The organism is Frigoribacterium sp. CFBP 13729, from assembly GCF_014841875.1.
GTDB lineage: Bacteria > Actinomycetota > Actinomycetes > Actinomycetales > Microbacteriaceae > Frigoribacterium.
The window spans coordinates 594,193-612,212 of sequence record NZ_JACYUR010000001.1 but is presented as its reverse complement, the minus strand read 5'-3'; the positions used below and the strand labels follow the sequence as shown (position 1 = coordinate 612,212).

Genomic DNA, 18,020 nt, shown 5'->3' with positions numbered 1-18,020 from the left:
TCAGGGTATGCGTCTCCCGGTCCACCGTCGTCCGCTCTCGTGGCGCGACCCGGAGGCCGTCGTGCTCGCCCTCGCCCGCAGCGGGGACGTCGTCTGGACCGACGCGGGCCGCGGTGCCTCGTCGGGGCGCTCGGTCGTCGCCTGGGGCCCCGCGCTGACGGCGACGGGCCCCGACGACCTGGCCGTCGCGTGGAGCGAGCTCCGGGCCGTCCTCGCCGATGCCCGAGGCGACGCCGATCCGCTCGGACCCGCCGGCTGGCTCGGCTACGGCGTCGGGACCTGGCTCCTCGACCGGGACGCGACCGTCGGCGTGGGCCGGGGCGCGCCTCCCTCGGTCACGGCCGGGCTCGCGCTCGACCCCGACGTCCCCGCCGACCTCGCGCTGCTGCTGACCGACCACGCGCTGGTCTTCGACCACGGCGACAGGACGGTGGAGGCGGTGGTCCTGGGCGACGACCGCTGGCTGTCGGCCGTCGCAGCGGCCTGGCCCGACGTCCCCGAGGGCGACCCCGGGCACCCGTCCGAGCCCACGGCGCCGTCACGCCCCGTCGTGCGTCAGCACGACGACGACGCCTACCTCGCGCTCGTCGAGCGCTGCCAGCAGGCCATCACGGCGGGAGACGCCTACGTGCTCTGCCTCACGACGACGACCACGGTCGAGGGCGACGTGGACGACCTGGCCGTGTACCGGAGGCTGCGCCGGTCCTCTCCGGCCCCGCACGCCTGCTTCGTCCGGATCGGGGCCACGTCGGTGCTCGGGGCGTCGCCCGAGTCGTTCCTCCGGGTCGACGCGGACGGGGCGGTCTCGTCGGCCCCGATCAAGGGGACCCGCCCGCGGTCGGCGGACGCGGCGCTCGACGCCCGCGCCGCCGTCGAGCTCGGCGCCGACGAGAAGGAGCTCGCCGAGAACCTGATGATCGTCGACCTCGTGCGCAACGACCTCACCCGCGTCGCGGCGCCCGGCACCGTCGCGGTGGCCGAGCTGTTCGCCGTGCGGTCCTACCGCCACGTGCACCAGCTGGTGAGCACGGTCACGGCCGTCCTGGCTCCGGGGCTCACCGCCCTCGACGTCGTGGAGACGGCCTTCCCCGCCGGCTCGATGACCGGCGCGCCGAAGCGCCGGGCCGTGCAGCTCCTCGCGGCGTGGGAGGGGCGGCCTCGCGGCGTCTACTCGGGCGTCGTGGGGCACCTCGGCCTGGACGGCTCCGCCTCGCTCGCCATGGCCATCCGGTCGATCGTCGTCGAGCGCGCGACGTCGCGACGGCCCGGCCGCGCGAGCGTCGGCGCCGGGGGAGGCATCACCGCGTCGTCGGTGCCGTCCGTCGAGCTCGAGGAGGTGCGGCTGAAGTCGGCCGCCCTGCTGCGCGCCCTCGACGCGGTCGCGGAGGGCGACTCCTCGACTCCCGCCCTGCCGACGCGTCCCGTGCCCTGACGAGACGGTCTGCCCGCTACCCTGGACGACGGACCGCCCCGCGCGTGCGCCCCTCAGGGCGCCCTCGGGCCGTCCGCCTCCCCACCGCAGCGATTGAGAGTCCCGTGGCCCACGAGCACGACACGACACCGTCCGCCGACCAGGCGTCCACCACCCCGGCGTCCGAGACCCCGGCCCCCGCCGAGGGCGAGACGGAGCGCGCCTACGACCCCGCCCGCCTGCAGCACAAGTGGCAGGCGATCTGGGAGGAGGCGAAGCCCTTCGCCGTCGACCCGGACGACGTGCGGCCGCGCAAGTACATCCTCGACATGTTCCCGTACCCGTCGGGCGACCTGCACATGGGGCACGCCGAGCAGTACGCGCTCGGCGACATGGTCACGCGCTACTGGCGCCAGCAGGGCTTCAACGTGCTGCACCCGATCGGCTGGGACAGCTTCGGCCTGCCCGCCGAGAACGCCGCCATCAAGCGCGGGGTCGACCCCCGCGAGTGGACCTACGCGAACATCGAGCAGCAGAAGCAGAGCATGAAGCTCTACGCGCCGTCGTTCGACTGGGACCGCGTGCTGCACACGAGCGACCCCGAGTACTACAAGTGGAACCAGTGGTTGTTCCTGCAGATGTACGACAAGGGCCTCGCCTACCGCAAGGACAGCTGGGTCAACTGGGACCCGGTCGACCAGACCGTGCTCGCGAACGAGCAGGTCCTCGCCGACGGCACGTCCGACCGCTCGGGCGCCGTCGTCGTCAAGAAGAAGCTGACGCAGTGGTACTTCAAGATCACCGACTACGCCGACCGCCTGCTCGACGACCTCAACCAGCTCGAGGGCCACTGGCCGACCAAGGTGCTGAACATGCAGCGCAACTGGATCGGCCGGTCGATCGGTGCCGACGTGCACTTCGAGATCGAGGGCAGGGAGGAGCGGGTCACGGTCTTCACGACCCGTCCCGACACGCTCTGGGGCGCCACCTTCATGGTCGTCGCGCCCGACTCCGACCTGGCGGCCGAGCTCGTCGCCGACGCGACCGACGACGTGAAGGAGACCTTCGCCTCCTACCTGGTCGAGGTGCAGAAGGCGACCGAGATCGAGCGCCAGTCGAGCGAGCGCCCGAAGACCGGCGTCCCCCTCGGGCGCGTCGCGGTGAACCCGGTCACGGGCGACCCGATGCCCGTCTGGGCCGCGGACTACGTGCTCGCCGACTACGGCCACGGCGCCGTCATGGCCGTGCCCGCGCACGACCAGCGCGACCTCGACTTCGCCCGCAAGTACGACCTGCCGGTCCGCGTCGTCGTCGACACCAACGCGCCCGTCACGGGCGTCATCCCCAAGCTGCAGCTGGACGAGGACGGCCAGGCGATCCTGCCCGACGACCTGCCCGACCTCGACCCGGCGTCGACCGGCGTCGCCCTGACCGGCGAGGGCCGGCTGATGAACTCGGGGCCGCTCACCGGCCTGAGCAAGTCGAACGCGATCAAGCGCGTGGTCGAGCTGCTCGAGCAGTCGGGTTCCGGCAAGGCCGCGAAGACCTACCGCCTCCGCGACTGGCTGATCTCGCGTCAGCGCTTCTGGGGAACGCCGATCCCGATCGTGCACGGCGCCGACGGCGTCGAGGTGCCCGTGCCCGTCGACCAGCTGCCCGTGCTGCTGCCGTCGACCGAGGGCCTCGACCTCAAGCCCAAGGGCAGCTCGCCCCTGGGCGCTGCCACCGACTGGGTGAACGTGCCCGACCCGCGCGACGGCTCGCCCGCTCGCCGCGACGCCGACACGATGGACACCTTCGTCGACAGCTCGTGGTACTTCCTGCGGTTCCTCGACCCGACCGATTCCGAGAGGGCGTTCGACCCGGCCCAGGCGAGCAAGTGGGCCCCCGTCGACCAGTACGTGGGCGGCGTCGAGCACGCGATCCTCCACCTGCTCTACGCGCGCTTCATCACCAAGGTGCTCTTCGACCTCGGCCACGTCGACTTCACCGAGCCGTTCAGCGCGCTGCTGAACCAGGGCATGGTGCTGCAGGACGGCGCGAAGATGAGCAAGAGCAAGGGCAACGTCGTCAGCCTGTCCGACGAGATCGCGAAGCACGGCGTCGACGCGATCCGCCTGACGATGGCGTTCGCCGGCCCGCCCGAGGACGACATCGACTGGGCCGACGTCTCGCCGGCCGGGTCCGCGAAGTTCCTCGCCCGGGCGTTCCGGCTGGCGACCGACGTCGACAGCCCGCGCGACGTGGTGTGGGCCGAGGGCGACCAGGCGCTGCGGCGGGTCACCCACCGGTTCCTCGCCGAGGCCCCCGGGCTCAGCGAGGCGTTCAAGTACAACGTCGTCGTCGCCCGCCTGATGGAGCTCGTCAACGCCGTCCGGAAGACGATCGACAGCGGCGCCGGCGCCGCCGACCCCGCGGTCCGCGAGGCGACGGAGACGGTCGCCCTCGGGCTCTCGCTCTTCGCGCCCTACACGGCGTCGGAGATGTGGGAGCTGCTCGGCTACGACGGCGTCGGCGTCGCCCACTTCGGCTGGCGCCGGGCCGACCCGACCCTGCTCGTCGAGACCAGCGTCACGGCCGTCGTGCAGGTGAACGGCAAGGTCCGCGACCGTCTCGAGGTCTCGCCCAAGATCGGGTCTGACGAGCTCGAGGCCCTGGCCCGCGACTCCGCCGCGGTGCAGCGCGCGGTCGGCGACAAGCAGATCGTGAACGTCGTCGTGCGGGCGCCGCGCCTCGTCGCCATCGCGGTGAAGTAGCCGACTCGCTCCTCCCCGTCGCCGACCGGCCGTCCTGGTTCCCCAGGGCGGCCGTCGTCGTCTGCGGGAGCCGCAGCGCTCCTCCTACGGTCGGCGGATGGTCGTCGACTTCCGCTCCGCGCCCGACCCGGCGGCACCCCGCGGGCCGCGCTGGCGCCTCGGCGTCGGGGCCGTGGTGGTGCTCGTGCTGGCGGTGCTCGCGGTCACCGTCGCGGTCTCGGCGACGGCGTCCCGAGGAGGCGCGGGCGAGACCGCGATCACGTCACGGCCGACGCCCGCCGACGCTCCGTCCGGGGCGGCCGACCCGTCGGCGGCGCCTGGTGCACCCGGCTCCCCGGTCTTCGTGCACGTGCACGGCAGGGTCGCGCTGCCGGGTCTCTACGAGCTCGCGTCGGGGGCACGCGTCGTCGACGTCGTCGCGGCCGCGGGGGGCTTCGCCGACGACGCCGAGCAGGGCGCGGTCAACCTGGCCCGGCCCCTGGTCGACGGCGAGCAGCTGTACGTGCCGGCGGTGGGGGAGGCGGCCGCGGCCGGGCCCGGCGGCGGGGCCGGCGCGGGCGTGGGGGCGGGTGCGGGCTCCGCGGTGGGCGGCGGCGCGTCCGGGCCGGGGGCGGCTCTCGTCGACCTCAACTCGGCCGACGCCGCCGCGCTCGAGACGCTCCCCGGGGTCGGGCCCGCGACCTCGGCGGCGATCCTCGAGTGGCGGCGGCAGAAGGGCGCGTTCCGGTCGGTGGACGACCTGCTGGGCGTCAGCGGCATCGGGGAGAAGACCCTCGCCAAGCTCAGCCCCCTGGTCACCGTGTGAGGGCGCCGACGCAGGTCGACGTCCGCTGGGCGGCGCCGGCGGGTTCGTCGTGGGCCGTGCTCGTCGCGGTCCTGCCGAGGCCCGACCTGCACGTCGTGGTGAGCGTCCTGCTCCTCCTCGTCGGGGTCGCGGCCCTGCTCGTCGCCGTCGGGGCCGAGCGCCGGGATCGACGCACGTGGCCCTCGGCGTCGGGCGCGCCGTCGGCGCGGGCGTCGGCGCGGGCGTCAGGCGGGCAGCCGACCGCGGGGTCGACGGGGTCCTGCGCCGTCCCCGCTGCCGCACTGGTCGCGCTCGTGGCCCTCGTCGCGGGGCTGGTGCTGGCGGGTGCGGCCGCACGGCAGCACGTGCGCTACCCGGAGGAGCTCGTCGCCCTGTCGGGCCACTCCGCCGAGCTGCACGGCACGGCGACGGGCCGTGTGGCGGCGGGCACCCGAGCCGTGCAGGTGACGGTGCGCGAGGTCGTCGTGGCCGACGAGGTCGTGTGGCGCGGCCGGGCGTCGTTCCTCCTGCTCGGGCCGCGGGTCGCGGAGGGGGCGACGGTCGAGGTGGGGCAGGAGCTGTCCGCCCGCGTCTCGGTCCTCCCGGTCGAGCCGGGCGACGACGTCGCCTTCGTCGCGGCCGTGCGCGGCCAGGTCGTGCCCGGGGCGCCGCCGTCCGGGGCGGCGGGCCTCGCCGACTCGGTGCGCTCCGACCTCCGCGCCGTGACTTCGGAGCTGCCGGGAGACGGCGGCAGCCTCCTGCCCGGGCTCGCCGTCGGCGACACGTCCGCCGTCGACGACGAGCTCGACGAGGCCATGAAGGCGTCCTCGCTGTCGCACCTGACCGCCGTCTCCGGGTCGAACTGCGCCGTCCTCGTCGCCCTCGTCGTGCTCGTGGGCGGGGCCCTGGGAGCACCGCGGCTGGCGCGCCTCCTGCTCGCGGCGGTCCTGCTCCTCGCGTTCCTCGCGCTCGTCACCCCCGAGCCCAGCATCGTCCGCGCCTCGGTCATGGCCCTGGTCGTGCTCGGCCACCTCGCGGCGGGTCGGCCCGTGTCGGGACTGCCCGTCGTCTCGCTGGCGGTCTCGGGCCTGCTCCTCGTCGACCCCTGGCTGGCCCGCGACCTCGGCTTCGCCCTGTCGGTGCTCGCCACGGCGGGTCTCGTGCTGCTCGCGGCGCCCCTCGCCGACGCGCTAGCCCGTTTCCTGCCGCGCCCGGTGGCGGCCGTGCTGGCCGTGCCCGTCGCCGCGCAGCTCGCGTGCCAGCCGGTGCTGCTGCTCCTCGACCCCCGGGTGGCCGTGCACGGCGTCGTCGCGAACGTGCTGGCCGAGCCCGCGGCACCCCTGGCGACCGTGGGCGGCCTCGTCGTGTGCGTCACCGCCTCCTGGGCGCCGGACTTCGCCGAGCTCGTCGCCCGGGCCGCGTGGGTGCCGGCCACGTGGATCGGCGCGGTGGCCCGCTCCGTGGCGTCCTGGCCGTTCGCCCGGGTGGAGTGGCTCGGCGGGCCGAGGGGCGTCGTGCTCCTGGCGGCACTGACCGTCCTCGTCGCCGGGGCGGTGCTCGCCCGGTCGGGCGGGCGGCTGCGGCGGGTCGTCGTCGTCCTGCTCACGGGTGCGCTCGTGGTGGGCGCGGGCGCGGTCGTGGGCGTCCGCACGGGGGAGCGCAGCGCCGTCCCTGCCGACTGGGCGATCGCGCAGTGCGACGTCGGGCAGGGCGACGCGGTCCTCGTCCGGAGCGCCGGCCAGGTGGCCCTCGTCGACGTGGGCGACGACGAGGCCGCGCTCGGCGGCTGCCTCCGCCGGTTCGGGGTCGACCGGATCGACCTCCTCGTGCTCACGCACTTCGACGCGGACCACGTCGGAGCCGTCGACGTGGTCACGGGTCGAGTCGGCCGTGCCCTGGTCGGGCCGACCGCGAGCCCCGACGACGAGCGTGTCGTCGACGACCTGGCCGGCGGCGGTGCGGAGGTCGTCGGGGTCGCGGCCGGCGTGGGGGGAGTCCTCGGCGAGCTCGGCTGGTCCGTGCTCTGGCCGGTCCGGGCGGACGCGGCGGGCAACGACGCGAGCGTCGTCACCCTGTGGCGGCCCCTGCCCGGCTGCCGGACGGGCTGCCTGTCGCTCCTCGACCTCGGCGACCTCGGCGAGGCCCCGCAGCGCCGCCTCCTCTCGTCGTCGGGCGAGGCCCTCTCGGGCGTCGACGTCGTGAAGGTGTCCCACCACGGATCCGCCGACCAGCACGCGGGTCTCTACGCGGCCGCCCGGGCCTCGGTCGGGCTCGTCGGGGTCGGTGCCGACAACGGCTACGGGCACCCGCGACGAGAGGCTCTCGACATGGTCGAGGAGGCGGGCGCCGAGGTCACGAGGACCGATCTCGACGGCGACGCCGCGGTCGTCGTCGACGACGTGGGCGACGTGCGGCTCTGGCGCCGACACGCCGTCGCGGCCCACGCGCCGTCCGCCGACCCGTCGGCCGCGGGGGCCTCGGGGGCCTGGGCACCGGCGGCGTCGGGGGAGGCCGTTACGCTGGGAGCCGGACGCCCGAGGCGTCCTCGACCGAGGAGGACCGTGGCCGCGAGAACCACCGGCAAGACGACGAAGAAGGCGAGCGTCGCCGTCGACCAGGTCCCCTGGCACGCGATCCGCCCCGCGCCGGTCGTCCTCGTGAGCGGGCCCGAGCAGTTCCTCGCCGAGCGTGCCGTCCGGCAGCTCCGCGACCAGCTCGTCGCCGAGGACCCGAGCCTCGAGGTCCACGACCTCGAGGCCGACCACTACCAGCCCGGCGAGCTCATCACGCTCGCGAGCCCGTCCCTGTTCGCCGAGCCGCGCCTCCTGCGCGTGGTGTCGGTCGAGAAGTGCACCGATGCGTTCCTCACCGAGACGCTCCGGTACCTCGAGTCGCCGGCCGACGACACCTACCTCGTGCTGCGGCACGGCGGGGGCGTGCGCGGCAAGAAGCTGCTCGACACGATCCGCGCGGGCGTCGGCGGCGGCGTCGAGGTCGTCTGTGCCGAGCTCAAGAAGGACACGGAGAAGCACGACTTCGCCGCGGGCGAGTTCCGGTCGGCGCGTCGACGTGTGTCGAGCGGCGCACTCCGCGCGCTCGTGACGGCGTTCTCCGACGACCTCGCCGAGCTCGCCAGCGCCTGCCAGCAGCTGATCTCCGACGCGGCGGACGAGATCACGGAGGCGACGGTCGAGAAGTACTACGCCGGCAGGGTCGAGACGAACGCCTTCAAGGTCGCGGACGCAGCGATCGCGGGGCGCCAGGGCGAGGCGCTCGTGCTCCTGCGGCACGCCCTCTCGTCGGGTGCCGACCCGGTCCCCGTCGTGGCGGCCTTCGCGATGAAGATCCGCACCATGGCGAAGGTGCAGGGCGTCTACGGCCCGTCCGGCCAGCTCGCGTCGCGCCTCGGCATGGCGCCGTGGCAGGTCGAGCGGGCCCAGCGCGACGTCCGTGGCTGGAGCGAGGACGGCCTGGGCCGGTGCATCGAGCTGCTCGCCGAGACGGACGCCGCGGTCAAGGGCGCGCAGCGCGACGCGATCTACGCGCTCGAGCGGATGGTCACGACCGTGGCGACGCGGGGTGCCGTCGGGCGCTGACCGGCTGCCCGGCTCGCGGGTCCGTCTTCCTGACGTCCTCGGGGAACGCGAAGGGCCCCGTCTCGGTCGAGACGGGGCCCTTCGCGGCGAGCGCGATGCGCTCAGGGAGTCAGGCTCAGAGAGCGCCGACCTGCTTCGCGATCGACGACTTGCGGTTCGCGGCCTGGTTCTTGTGGATGACGCCCTTGCTGGCGGCCTTGTCGAGCTTCTTCGAGGCGAGGGCCAGGGACGCGGTCGCCTTGTCCTTGTCACCGGCGACGATGGCCTCGCGCGCGGCGCGGACGGCGGTCTTCAGCTCGCTCTTGACGGCCTTGTTGCGGTCCTGGGCCTTCTTGTTGGTGCCGATGCGCTTGATCTGCGACTTGATGTTCGCCACGTTCGCTACTTCCTGTTTCGTGTGTCGGGGCTGTCGGCACCAGGATGCGGCGCCGTGCCCGGGGGACGGTTCTGTGAGGTGGTGCTGCGAGCCGACCGGGAGGAGACGCGCTCTCCCCGGACTGCCGCCGGTGGTGCCACCGGAGCGGCTCTCGGCTGCGTTCGCGATCCGTCACGTCAGACGTTCCGCGCAAGCCAACAGGCAACGTTACCAGCACGTCGCCCGACTCTCAATGATAGGGCGTCCCCGAGGGGCGGTGGTGACCCGGCGGGAGGGCGTGTCGCCCGTAGTACGGTGCCGTCATGCCGTCGCTCGCCCCGCACATCGCGTCCGTCCCCGCCTCCGGGATCCGCAGGGTCTTCGAGCTCGCCGCCGGCCTGGACGACGTCGCGATGCTGGTCATCGGCGAGCCCGACGTGCCCGTGCCGCACCACGTCGGCGACGCGGCCCGCCGCGCCTGGTCGGAGGACCGCACCGGCTACACGCCGAACGGCGGCATCGCGCCCCTCCGCGAGGCCCTCGTGGCGAAGCTGGCGCGCGAGAACGACCTGCACGTCGACGTGGAGCAGGTCTGGGTCACGGTCGGGGCCACCCAGGCGCTCCACCAGGCCATGGGGCTCGTCCTCTCGTCGGGCGACGAGGTGCTCGTGCCCGACCCCGGCTACACGACGTTCTCGATGAACGCGCACATGCTCGACGCCGTCCCCGTGCCGTACGCGCTCTCGCCCGGCCACGGCTTCCTGCCCGACCTCGGCCAGCTGGAGGCGGCCGTCACGGACCGCACCCGAGCGGTCGTCGTCAACTCGCCGTCCAACCCCCTCGGGGTGGTCTGGCCGCGCGAGGTGCTGCAGGGGCTGCTCGACCTGGCCGCCCGACACGACCTCTGGGTGATCAGCGACGAGGTCTACGAGTACTTCACCTACGGGACGCCGCACGTGAGCATCGCCTCCCTCGACGCCGACGACCGCGTCTTCAGCGCGTTCTCCCTGAGCAAGACCTACGCCATGACCGGCGTGCGCGTCGGCTACCTGGTGACGCCGCGTGGCCTCGCCCCGACGATGCGGACGGTCCAGGAGGCGATGATCAGCTGCGTCGCCGAGCCCGACCAGCACGCGGCCCTCGCCGCCGTCACCGGCGACCACGGGCCGGTGTCCGAGGCCCGGGAGCACTACCGCCAGAACCTCGAGCTCGCCACGGCGCTGCTCGCGGAGCGCGGCATCGCCCACCTCGACCCGCAGGGCGCCTTCTACCTCTGGATCGACGTGAGCCACGCGTCGCAGGGCGACGTCGCCGGCTGGGCCGAGCGCTTCCTGCTCGAGCGACGGGTCGCCGTCGCGCCGGGCAGCGCCTTCGGCCGGTCCGGCGAGGGCTGGATCCGCATCTGCCTGGCCGCGGCTCCCGAGGTGATCGAGCGCGGGCTCCGGGCCCTCCCCGCACCCGGCGCCTGACGAGGACGCCCCCGCCTCGATCCGGGGGTCTGCCCCCTTCAGGCGGGCTCCGGGCCCTCCCCGCACCCGGCGCCTGACGAGGACGCCCCCGCCTCGATCCGGGGGTCTGCCCCCTTCAGGCGGGCTGCGCCTCCTTCGTAGGCTCGAGGCATGACGAACACCGCACCGACCACCCCGACCGTCGCCGCGGCCCCTGCGGCCCCTGCGGCCCCTGCGGCCCCTGCGGCCCCTGTCGCCCCCGCGGCGGCCGGCGGCCTGCACTCGCCGCTGAGCCTCACGAGCCTCGTGCTCGGGATCGCGTCGGTGGCGCTGAGCTTCACCTTCGTCGTGCCGATCGTCGGCGTCGTCCTGGGCGTCCTCGGTCGCCGACGCGAGCCCGAGGGCCGCACGTTGGCGCTGATCGGCATCATCTCGTCGGGGGTGATGCTGCTCGGCAGCGTGGTCCTCCTCGTGGTCGGCCTGCTCGCCGCGGTGCCGATCGGACTGCTCGGCCTGTTCCAGTACTTCGGCTGACGCCTGCTCGTCAGCTGACGCCTGCTCTGTGGGTCCGCGCCCGTGTCGGCAACTCCTGACGGGTGCGCCGGGAGCCGCCGGCAGCGCCGTCACGGCGACGGTGCAGCGCGCACAGCAGGAGTTGCCGACACGGTTCCCGAGCGCGACGTGGGAGAATCGAGGCGACAACCGCCCGCCACCCCCTGAGGACCGTGTGAGCCCCCTAGCAACCCGTGCACTCGAGCCGGCGAAGACCGCGCCCGAGCACATCCGCAACTTCTGCATCATCGCGCACATCGACCACGGCAAGTCGACGCTCGCCGATCGCATGCTGGGCATCACCGGCGTCGTCGAGGACAGGGCGATGCGTGCCCAGTACCTCGACCGCATGGACATCGAGCGCGAGCGCGGCATCACGATCAAGAGCCAGGCCGTGCGCATGCCCTGGGAGCGCGACGGCCAGACCTTCGCCCTCAACATGATCGACACGCCCGGCCACGTCGACTTCAGCTACGAGGTCAGCCGGTCGCTCGCGGCGTGCGAGGGCGCGATCCTCCTCGTCGACGCGGCGCAGGGCATCGAGGCCCAGACGCTGGCGAACCTCTACCTGGCGCTCGAGAACGACCTCGAGATCATCCCGGTCCTCAACAAGATCGACCTGCCGGCGGCCGAGCCGGAGAAGTACGCGGCCGAGCTCGCGAGCCTCATCGGGGGCGACCCCGCCGACGTCCTGCGCGTCAGCGGCAAGACGGGCATCGGCGTCACCGAGCTGCTCGACCGCGTCGTCGACCGCATCCCGTCGCCCACCGGCGACTTCGACGCCTCGCCGCGCGCGATGATCTTCGACTCGGTCTACGACAGCTACCGCGGCGTCGTGACCTACATCCGCATGATCGACGGCACCCTGCACCCGCGCGAGAAGGTGCAGATGATGTCGACGAAGTCGACGCACGAGATCCTCGAGATCGGCGTCTCGTCCCCCGAGCCGACGCCGAGCCAGGGCCTCTCGGTCGGCGAGGTCGGCTACCTGATCACCGGTGTGAAAGACGTCCGGCTCTCGAAGGTCGGCGACACCGTGACGACCTCCGCGAAACCCGCGACGGAGGCGCTGGCCGGCTACGTCGAGCCCCTCCCGATGGTCTACTCGGGCCTGTACCCGATCGACGGCAGCGACTACCCCGACCTTCGCGAGGCCCTCGACAAGCTCAAGCTGTCCGACGCGGCCCTCGTCTACGAGCCCGAGACCAGCGTCGCCCTCGGCTTCGGGTTCCGCTGCGGGTTCCTCGGGCTGCTGCACCTCGAGATCATCACCGAGCGCCTCGAGCGCGAGTTCGGCCTCGACCTCATCACCACGGCGCCGAGCGTCGTCTACGAGGTCACGACCGACGACAAGCAGACGGTGACCGTCACGAACCCGAGCGAGTTCCCCGGCGGCAAGATCGCCAGCGTGAGCGAGCCGATGGTCAAGGCGGCGATCCTCGCCCCGAAGGACTACGTCGGCGTGATCATGGAGCTCTGCCAGCAGCGCCGGGGCGCCCTGCTCGGCATGGAGTACCTCGGCGAGGACCGGGTCGAGATCCGGTACGCGATGCCCCTCGGCGAGATCGTGTTCGACTTCTTCGACAGCCTCAAGTCGAAGACGGCCGGCTACGCGAGCCTCGACTACGAGCCCATCGGCGACCAGGAGGCCGACCTCGTCAAGGTCGACATCCTGCTCCAGGGCGAGCAGGTCGACGCGTTCAGCGCGATCGTCCACCGCGACAAGGCGTACGCGTACGGGGTCCTCATGACCGGTCGCCTCCGTGAGCTCATCCCGCGACAGCAGTTCGAGGTCCCGATCCAGGCCGCCATCGGCGCCCGGATCATCGCGCGCGAGAGCATCCGTGCCATGCGCAAGGACGTCCTCGCGAAGTGCTACGGCGGCGACATCAGCCGCAAGCGCAAGCTGCTCGAGAAGCAGAAGGAGGGCAAGAAGCGCATGAAGACCATCGGTCGCGTCGAGGTGCCCCAGGAGGCGTTCATCGCCGCCCTGAGCGGCGACACCGAGGCGAAGAAAGAGAAGAAGTAGCCGATGCGCCGCTCGACCCACGCCGAGACCCACACGACCTACGGCGAGGTCGGGGCGACGCAGGCGCCCGACCTGATGCAGTACCCGCCGAAGGGCTTCCGCCCCGCCGAGTACCGCACCAGGGTCGGCCACGGCGACGCCCGCTTCGAGGCGGCGTGGATCGCCACGATGACCTGGAAGATCCAGGAGCGCAGCGGCATCGAGGTCCACGTCGACTCGGTGCCGCCCGTCGAGGAGGGCGGCTACCACCCCGTCACCTTCGACGACGACGGCGTCCCCGTCGACCCGGCGCACTGGGAGCAGGGCCGCGACGAGTCCCGCTTCGCGCCGGACGGCACGCCGTTCCTCACCGCGGGCACGACGGCGACCCTGTCCATCTCGGCCTACGGCCGCAGCGTGCAGGCGCCCGTCCGGGTCGTCTACGTCGTCGACGAGCCGAGGCGCAAGGGCTTCGCCTACGGCACGCTCGACGGCCACCCGGAGAGCGGCGAGGAGAGCTGGGTCGTCGACCAGACCGACGACGGCTCCGTCTGGCTGTCGATCCGTTCGTTCTCCCGCCCGAGCACCTGGCGCTGGAAGCTCGTCGAGCCCTTCATGCGCCGCCAGCAGGCGATGTACACGCGTCGCTACCTGCGTGCCCTCAGCCTCAGCGAGCCCGACGTCCCCGCCGAGGCCGACGTCGACCTCGAGGCCGCCGCCGAGGCAGCCCACGACGACGAGATCCGCGAGCCCGGCTCGCGCCGGTCGGGCGACTGACGGTGCCCGGAGCCCTTCCCCTCGGCGACCCTGCCCCCGTCGACGGCTCGCTGCCGACCTCGGTGGTCGACGGCGTCGCCGACCGCAACTTCGGCGTGTACCTGCACGTGCCCTTCTGCCGGGTCCGCTGCGGCTACTGCGACTTCAACACCTACACGGGCGACGAGCTGCGCGGGGCCCGGCGTGACGACTACGCGCAGGAGGCGGTGGACGAGGTGCGCCTCGCCGGTCGCGTCCTCGAGGGTGCCGGGCTGCCTCCTCGTCCGGTCTCGACCGTCTTCTTCGGCGGCGGCACGCCCACGATGCTGCCGCACTCCGACCTCGCCGCGATGCTCTCGTCGGTCGTCGACACCTGGGGGCTGGTCGACGGCGCCGAGGTGACGACGGAGGCGAACCCCGACTCGGTCGACGCGGAGTACCTCGAGGCGCTGGCGGCCGCCGGCTTCACGCGCGTCAGCTTCGGCATGCAGTCCGCGGTGCCGAGCGTGCTCGCGACCCTCGAGCGGACGCACGACCCCGAGCGCGTGCCCCTCGTCGTGCGCTGGGCGCGCGACGCCGGGCTCGACGTCAGCCTCGACCTCATCTACGGCACGCCCGGCGAGACGCTCGACGACTGGTCCCGGTCGCTCGACGTCGCCCTCGAGCAGCAGCCCGATCACCTGTCCGCGTACTCGCTGATCGTCGAGGACGGCACGAAGCTCGCCCGGCAGATCCGCCGTGGCGAGGTGGCCCAGCCCGACGACGACACCGCCGCCGACATGTACGAGCTCGCCGACGACCGGCTCGCCGCCGCGGGCTACGGCTGGTACGAGGTGAGCAACTGGGCGCGGGACGAGCAGCACCGTTCCCGCCACAACCTGTCGTACTGGCAGGGCCACGACTGGTGGGGCGTCGGCCCGGGCGCGCACAGCCACGTCGGCGGGGTCCGCTGGTGGAACGTGAAGCACCCGGCCGCCTACGGCCAGCGCATGGCCGCGGGGGAGTCGCCCGGAGCCGGCCGCGAGACCCTCGACGCCGAGACGCGTCGGGTCGAGCGGGTGCTGCTCGCCGTCCGGATGCGCGAGGGCCTGCCCACCTCCGACCTCGATCCCGAGGGCCGTGCGGCCGTCGCCGGGCTGATCGCGGACGGCTGGGTCGAGGGGCGCGAGGCGCTGGCCGGTCGGGTCGTCCTCACGCGCACGGGGCGACTCATGGCCGACGCCGTGGTCCGCCGGCTGCTCCCGGTCTGAGTCCGACCTGCCCGGGGCACGCTCGTGGGGCGACGTCCTGCCGAGACGACGCGAGGCGCGCCTCCCAGACGGGAGACGCGCCTCGACGGGCGTGCCGGCGGGCTACGCCTTGATGAACTCGATGCTCAGCGGGTACTTGTAGTACTCGCCCCGGTTGGCCGCCAGGGCGGCGATGATGCCGAAGACGATCACGAGGATGCCCGCGACGAGCGTTATCACGAGGCCGATGCCGAGGAACGACGTGGCGCCTCCGACGAGGTACGCGATGAGCACGGTCAGCTGGAAGTTCAGCGCGACGCGGCTGTGCTCGCGGACGAACGGGCCGCGGTCCTTGAGCACGAGGTAGCCGACCAGGGGCGCGACGAAGCTGAGCAGGATGCCGCCGACGTGGATCAGCGTGGCCCAGAGCTTCTCGTCCTCGGGGCGCAGGGGCTGAGGCGGCTGCGGGGCGCCGTAGCCGGGCTGCTGGCCGTAGCCGGGCTGCTGGCCGTAGCCGGGCTGCTGCGGGCCGGGCTGACCGGGCTGCTGCCCGTGGCCGGGCTGGCCCTGACCGGGCTGCTGGCCCCAGCCGGAGCCCTGCGGGTCGTTCGGCTGGGAGGGAGGGGTGTCGGTCATCTGCTCACCTGTTCGTCGTCGTGGGCCCGACCGGGTCGAGGCGAACGGGCGCGTCGCGGGTGGTCGGTGCTGGCCGCCCGGCCGGACGAGGTGGTCCGGCGGGCGTCACGGCGAGCATAGGGCAGGAGGTGCGGGTCGAGTAGGCCTCGCGGGCCGCGTGACGTAGGATTGGCAGTCTGGCAGGACGAGTGCCAGCGAGCTCGGGTCGTCGTCGTGACGTGCCCCGCCGCCGGCCGTGCGAGAGGGAGGTGCGTCGTGGTCTCGGAACGTGGTCTCGAGGTGCTGCGCGTCATCGTGCACGACTACGTCGCGTCCCGCGAGCCCGTGGGCTCGAAGTCGATCGTCGAGCGGCACCACTTCGGCGTCTCGGCCGCCACGATCCGCAACGACATGGCGCTCCTCGAAGAAGAAGAGCTGATCGCGGCGCCCCACACCTCCTCTGGTCGGGTGCCGACCGACAAGGGCTACCGCCTCTTCGTCAACCACCTCGCCGACCTGCGTCCGCTGACCACCGCGCAGCGGCAGGCGATCGAGACGTTCCTCGGCGACTCGGCCGACCTCGACGAGGTCCTCGGCCGCACGGTCCGCCTCCTGTCCCAGCTGACGAACCAGGTGGCGCTCGTGCAGTACCCCTCGTTCTCGCGGGCGCGCGTGCGGCACGTCGAGCTGGTCAGCCTCGCCGAGCGGCGTGTCATGACCGTGCTCATCACCGACACGGGGCAGGTCGAGCAGCGGCTCGTCGAGCTGCCCGTCGTCGTCGACGACGAGTTCCTCGCCGAGCTCCGCCGGGCGCTCAACGCGGCGGTGGGCGGCACCGAGCTGAGCGCGGCCGCCGCGCTGCTCGGCGACCTGCACGAGGGCTTCCGCCCCGAGCAGGCCGTCGTGGTCGGCGTCGTCGTCGCCAGCCTGGTCGAGCAGCTCGCCGCCGGGCGTCAGGAACGCCTCGTGATGGCCGGCGCGGCCAACCTCGTGCGCACCGGCGACGACTTCAGCGGCGACCTCTACCCCGTCCTCGAGGCGATCGAGCAGCAGGTGGCCCTGCTGCGCCTCTTCGGCGAGATGCAGCTCGACGCGGTCGACGTGGCCGCGAGCATCGGACGAGAGAACGCCTCCTTCGGCCTCTCCCAGGCGTCCGTGCTGGCGAGCGGGTACACCTCGACGGGCAGCGAGGTCGCGCGCCTCGGCGTGCTCGGCCCGATGCGCATGGACTACTCGACCAACATGGCCGCCGTGCGTGCGGTGGCCCGTTATCTGTCGTCGCTGCTCTCCGAGCGCTGACGACCCGCACCTCCCCGGCCCTGCGCGACCGCGCCGCGCCCCCTGACCAGCCCCCACGAGACCACCCCCAGACACCAGAGGCAGACGAGAACAAGTGGCAGATCATTACGACGTGCTCGGAGTCGACCGGTCGGCGACGCCCGACGAGATCAAGAAGGCGTACCGCAGGCTCGCACGCGAGCTGCACCCGGACGTCAACCCCAGCCCCGAGGCCTCCGAGCGCTTCAAGGACGTCACGCACGCCTACGACGTGCTGAGCGACCCGCAGCAGCGCGAGCGCTACGACCTCGGCCCGCAGGCCGGGTTCGGCGGCGGGGGCGGCGGCGCGGCGGGCTTCGGCGACATCTTCGACGCGTTCTTCGGAGGCGGAGGAGGCGGGGGTCAGCGACAGGGCCCGCGATCGCGTCGCGAGCGCGGCCAGGACGCCCTGCTGCGCCTCGAGGTCGACCTCGAGGAGATCGTCTTCGGCACGACCCGCGACATCGAGGTCGACACGGCCGTGCTCTGCGAGACCTGCAACGGGTCGTGCTGCGCGCCCGGCACGTCGCCCCAGACCTGCGACATCTGCCACGGCTCCGGCCAGATCCAGCGGACCGTCCGGTCGCTGCTCGGCAACGTCATGACGTCGAGCCCCTGCGGCACCTGCCGCGGCTACGGCACCGTCATCCCGAACCCGTGCCCGACCTGCCAGGGCCAGGGCCGGGTGCGCGCGCGCCGCACGATCCCGATCGACATCCCCGCGGGCGTCGACACGGGCATCCGGCTGCAGCTGCCGAGCCAGGGCGAGGTCGGCCAGGCCGGCGGGCCCAACGGCGACCTCTACCTCGAGGTCAAGGTGCGCCACCACGACATCTACAGCCGCGACGGCGACGACCTGCTCGCGACCCTCGAGGTCCAGATGGCCGACGCCATCCTGGGCACCGAGACGACCCTGCACGCGCTCGACGGCGAGGTCGAGATCGAGCTCAAGGCCGGCACCCAGAGCGCCGACGTCATCACGATCCGCGACCGGGGCATCACGAAGCTCCGCGGCACCGGGCGCGGCGACCTGAAGATCGGCATCCAGGTGGTGACGCCGACAAAGCTCAGCCACAAGGAGCGAGAGCTCATCGAGAAGTTCGCGGCCGGACGCCGCTCGGCGGCGCCCGAGCTCTCGCAGTTCCAGCAGGGCCTGTTCGGCAAGCTCCGCGACCGGTTCCTGCACTTCTGAT

At 73.2% G+C, this 18,020-nt stretch carries 13 protein-coding genes and 1 pseudogene; 12 read left to right on the top strand and 2 right to left on the bottom strand.

Going from position 1 to position 18,020, the window contains the following annotated elements; genetic code table 11:
• Nucleotides 1–7: 7 nt before the first annotated feature.
• From IFT77_RS02705 to holA, 5 genes and pseudogenes are all read left to right on the top strand, one after another.
• A complete protein-coding gene (locus tag IFT77_RS02705; RefSeq protein WP_192169156.1) occupies nucleotides 8–1,432 on the top strand; it encodes an anthranilate synthase component I family protein in 1,425 nt (474 codons plus the stop codon).
• A 104-nt stretch (nucleotides 1,433–1,536) separates the two neighbouring features.
• Nucleotides 1,537–4,167 carry a leucine--tRNA ligase gene (leuS, locus tag IFT77_RS02700; protein ID WP_371740901.1) on the top strand — a complete coding sequence of 877 codons (2,631 nt, stop codon included), beginning with the start codon at nucleotides 1,537–1,539 and terminating at the stop codon, nucleotides 4,165–4,167.
• Between the two features lie 97 nt (nucleotides 4,168–4,264).
• Entirely contained in the window at nucleotides 4,265–4,972 is a 708-nt protein-coding gene (locus IFT77_RS02695) for a ComEA family DNA-binding protein (protein WP_192169155.1), read from the top strand.
• Nucleotides 4,867–6,819: pseudogene (locus IFT77_RS17370) on the top strand (ComEC/Rec2 family competence protein); the annotation flags it as partial. The gene IFT77_RS02695 and the pseudogene IFT77_RS17370, both read left to right, overlap by 106 nt.
• Before the next feature lie 693 nt (nucleotides 6,820–7,512).
• Nucleotides 7,513–8,547, top strand: coding sequence for a DNA polymerase III subunit delta (gene holA, locus IFT77_RS16655; protein ID WP_243833404.1), 1,035 nt, complete (start codon nucleotides 7,513–7,515; stop codon nucleotides 8,545–8,547).
• 115 nt (nucleotides 8,548–8,662) lie between these two features.
• Here the strand turns inward: holA and rpsT are convergent, their stop codons facing one another.
• On the bottom strand, nucleotides 8,663–8,923 hold the full coding sequence (gene rpsT / locus IFT77_RS02685) for a 30S ribosomal protein S20 (RefSeq protein WP_123546174.1): 261 nt from the start codon (nucleotides 8,921–8,923) through the stop codon (nucleotides 8,663–8,665).
• Nucleotides 8,924–9,225: 302 nt separating this feature from the next.
• On the opposite strand from rpsT, the gene IFT77_RS02680 reads away from it, so the two are divergent.
• From IFT77_RS02680 to hemW, 5 genes are all read left to right on the top strand, one after another.
• Nucleotides 9,226–10,371 carry a pyridoxal phosphate-dependent aminotransferase gene (locus IFT77_RS02680; protein ID WP_192169153.1) on the top strand — a complete coding sequence of 382 codons (1,146 nt, stop codon included), beginning with the start codon at nucleotides 9,226–9,228 and terminating at the stop codon, nucleotides 10,369–10,371.
• A 150-nt stretch (nucleotides 10,372–10,521) separates the two neighbouring features.
• Complete coding sequence (locus IFT77_RS02675; RefSeq protein ID WP_192169152.1) at nucleotides 10,522–10,884, top strand: DUF4190 domain-containing protein; 363 nt, start codon at nucleotides 10,522–10,524, stop codon at nucleotides 10,882–10,884.
• A gap of 193 nt (nucleotides 10,885–11,077) precedes the next feature.
• On the top strand, nucleotides 11,078–12,931 hold the full coding sequence (gene lepA, locus IFT77_RS02670) for a translation elongation factor 4 (RefSeq protein ID WP_192041836.1): 1,854 nt from the start codon (nucleotides 11,078–11,080) through the stop codon (nucleotides 12,929–12,931).
• Between the two features lie 3 nt (nucleotides 12,932–12,934).
• Nucleotides 12,935–13,687 (top strand): DUF1990 family protein, encoded by a 753-nt coding sequence (locus tag IFT77_RS02665; protein WP_123546166.1) that lies wholly within the window; start codon nucleotides 12,935–12,937, stop codon nucleotides 13,685–13,687.
• Between the two features lie 2 nt (nucleotides 13,688–13,689).
• Nucleotides 13,690–14,916, top strand: a complete 1,227-nt coding sequence (gene hemW, locus IFT77_RS02660) for a radical SAM family heme chaperone HemW (RefSeq protein ID WP_192169151.1) — start codon at nucleotides 13,690–13,692, stop codon at nucleotides 14,914–14,916.
• Nucleotides 14,917–15,018: 102 nt separating this feature from the next.
• Here the strand turns inward: hemW and IFT77_RS17365 are convergent, their stop codons facing one another.
• A complete protein-coding gene (locus tag IFT77_RS17365; protein ID WP_192041834.1) occupies nucleotides 15,019–15,531 on the bottom strand; it encodes a DUF4870 domain-containing protein in 513 nt (170 codons plus the stop codon).
• A 255-nt stretch (nucleotides 15,532–15,786) separates the two neighbouring features.
• Between IFT77_RS17365 and hrcA the strand changes: the two genes are divergently transcribed.
• Both hrcA and dnaJ read left to right on the top strand, forming a co-directional pair.
• On the top strand, nucleotides 15,787–16,809 hold the full coding sequence (hrcA, locus tag IFT77_RS02650; protein WP_192041833.1) for a heat-inducible transcriptional repressor HrcA: 1,023 nt from the start codon (nucleotides 15,787–15,789) through the stop codon (nucleotides 16,807–16,809).
• Between the two features lie 94 nt (nucleotides 16,810–16,903).
• Nucleotides 16,904–18,019, top strand: coding sequence for a molecular chaperone DnaJ (gene dnaJ / locus IFT77_RS02645; protein WP_192041832.1), 1,116 nt, complete (start codon nucleotides 16,904–16,906; stop codon nucleotides 18,017–18,019).
• Nucleotide 18,020 lies beyond the last annotated feature (1 nt).

Coding starts and splice junctions, on each gene's coding strand:
- IFT77_RS17365 (WP_192041834.1), bottom strand. CDS start 15,531: ATGACCGACACCCCTCCCTCCCAGCCGAACGACCCGCAGGGCTCCGGC.
- IFT77_RS02680 (WP_192169153.1), top strand. CDS start 9,226: ATGCCGTCGCTCGCCCCGCACATCGCGTCCGTCCCCGCCTCCGGGATC.
- IFT77_RS02675 (WP_192169152.1), top strand. CDS start 10,522: ATGACGAACACCGCACCGACCACCCCGACCGTCGCCGCGGCCCCTGCG.
- IFT77_RS02705 (WP_192169156.1), top strand. CDS start 8: ATGCGTCTCCCGGTCCACCGTCGTCCGCTCTCGTGGCGCGACCCGGAG.
- IFT77_RS02665 (WP_123546166.1), top strand. CDS start 12,935: ATGCGCCGCTCGACCCACGCCGAGACCCACACGACCTACGGCGAGGTC.
- IFT77_RS02695 (WP_192169155.1), top strand. CDS start 4,265: ATGGTCGTCGACTTCCGCTCCGCGCCCGACCCGGCGGCACCCCGCGGG.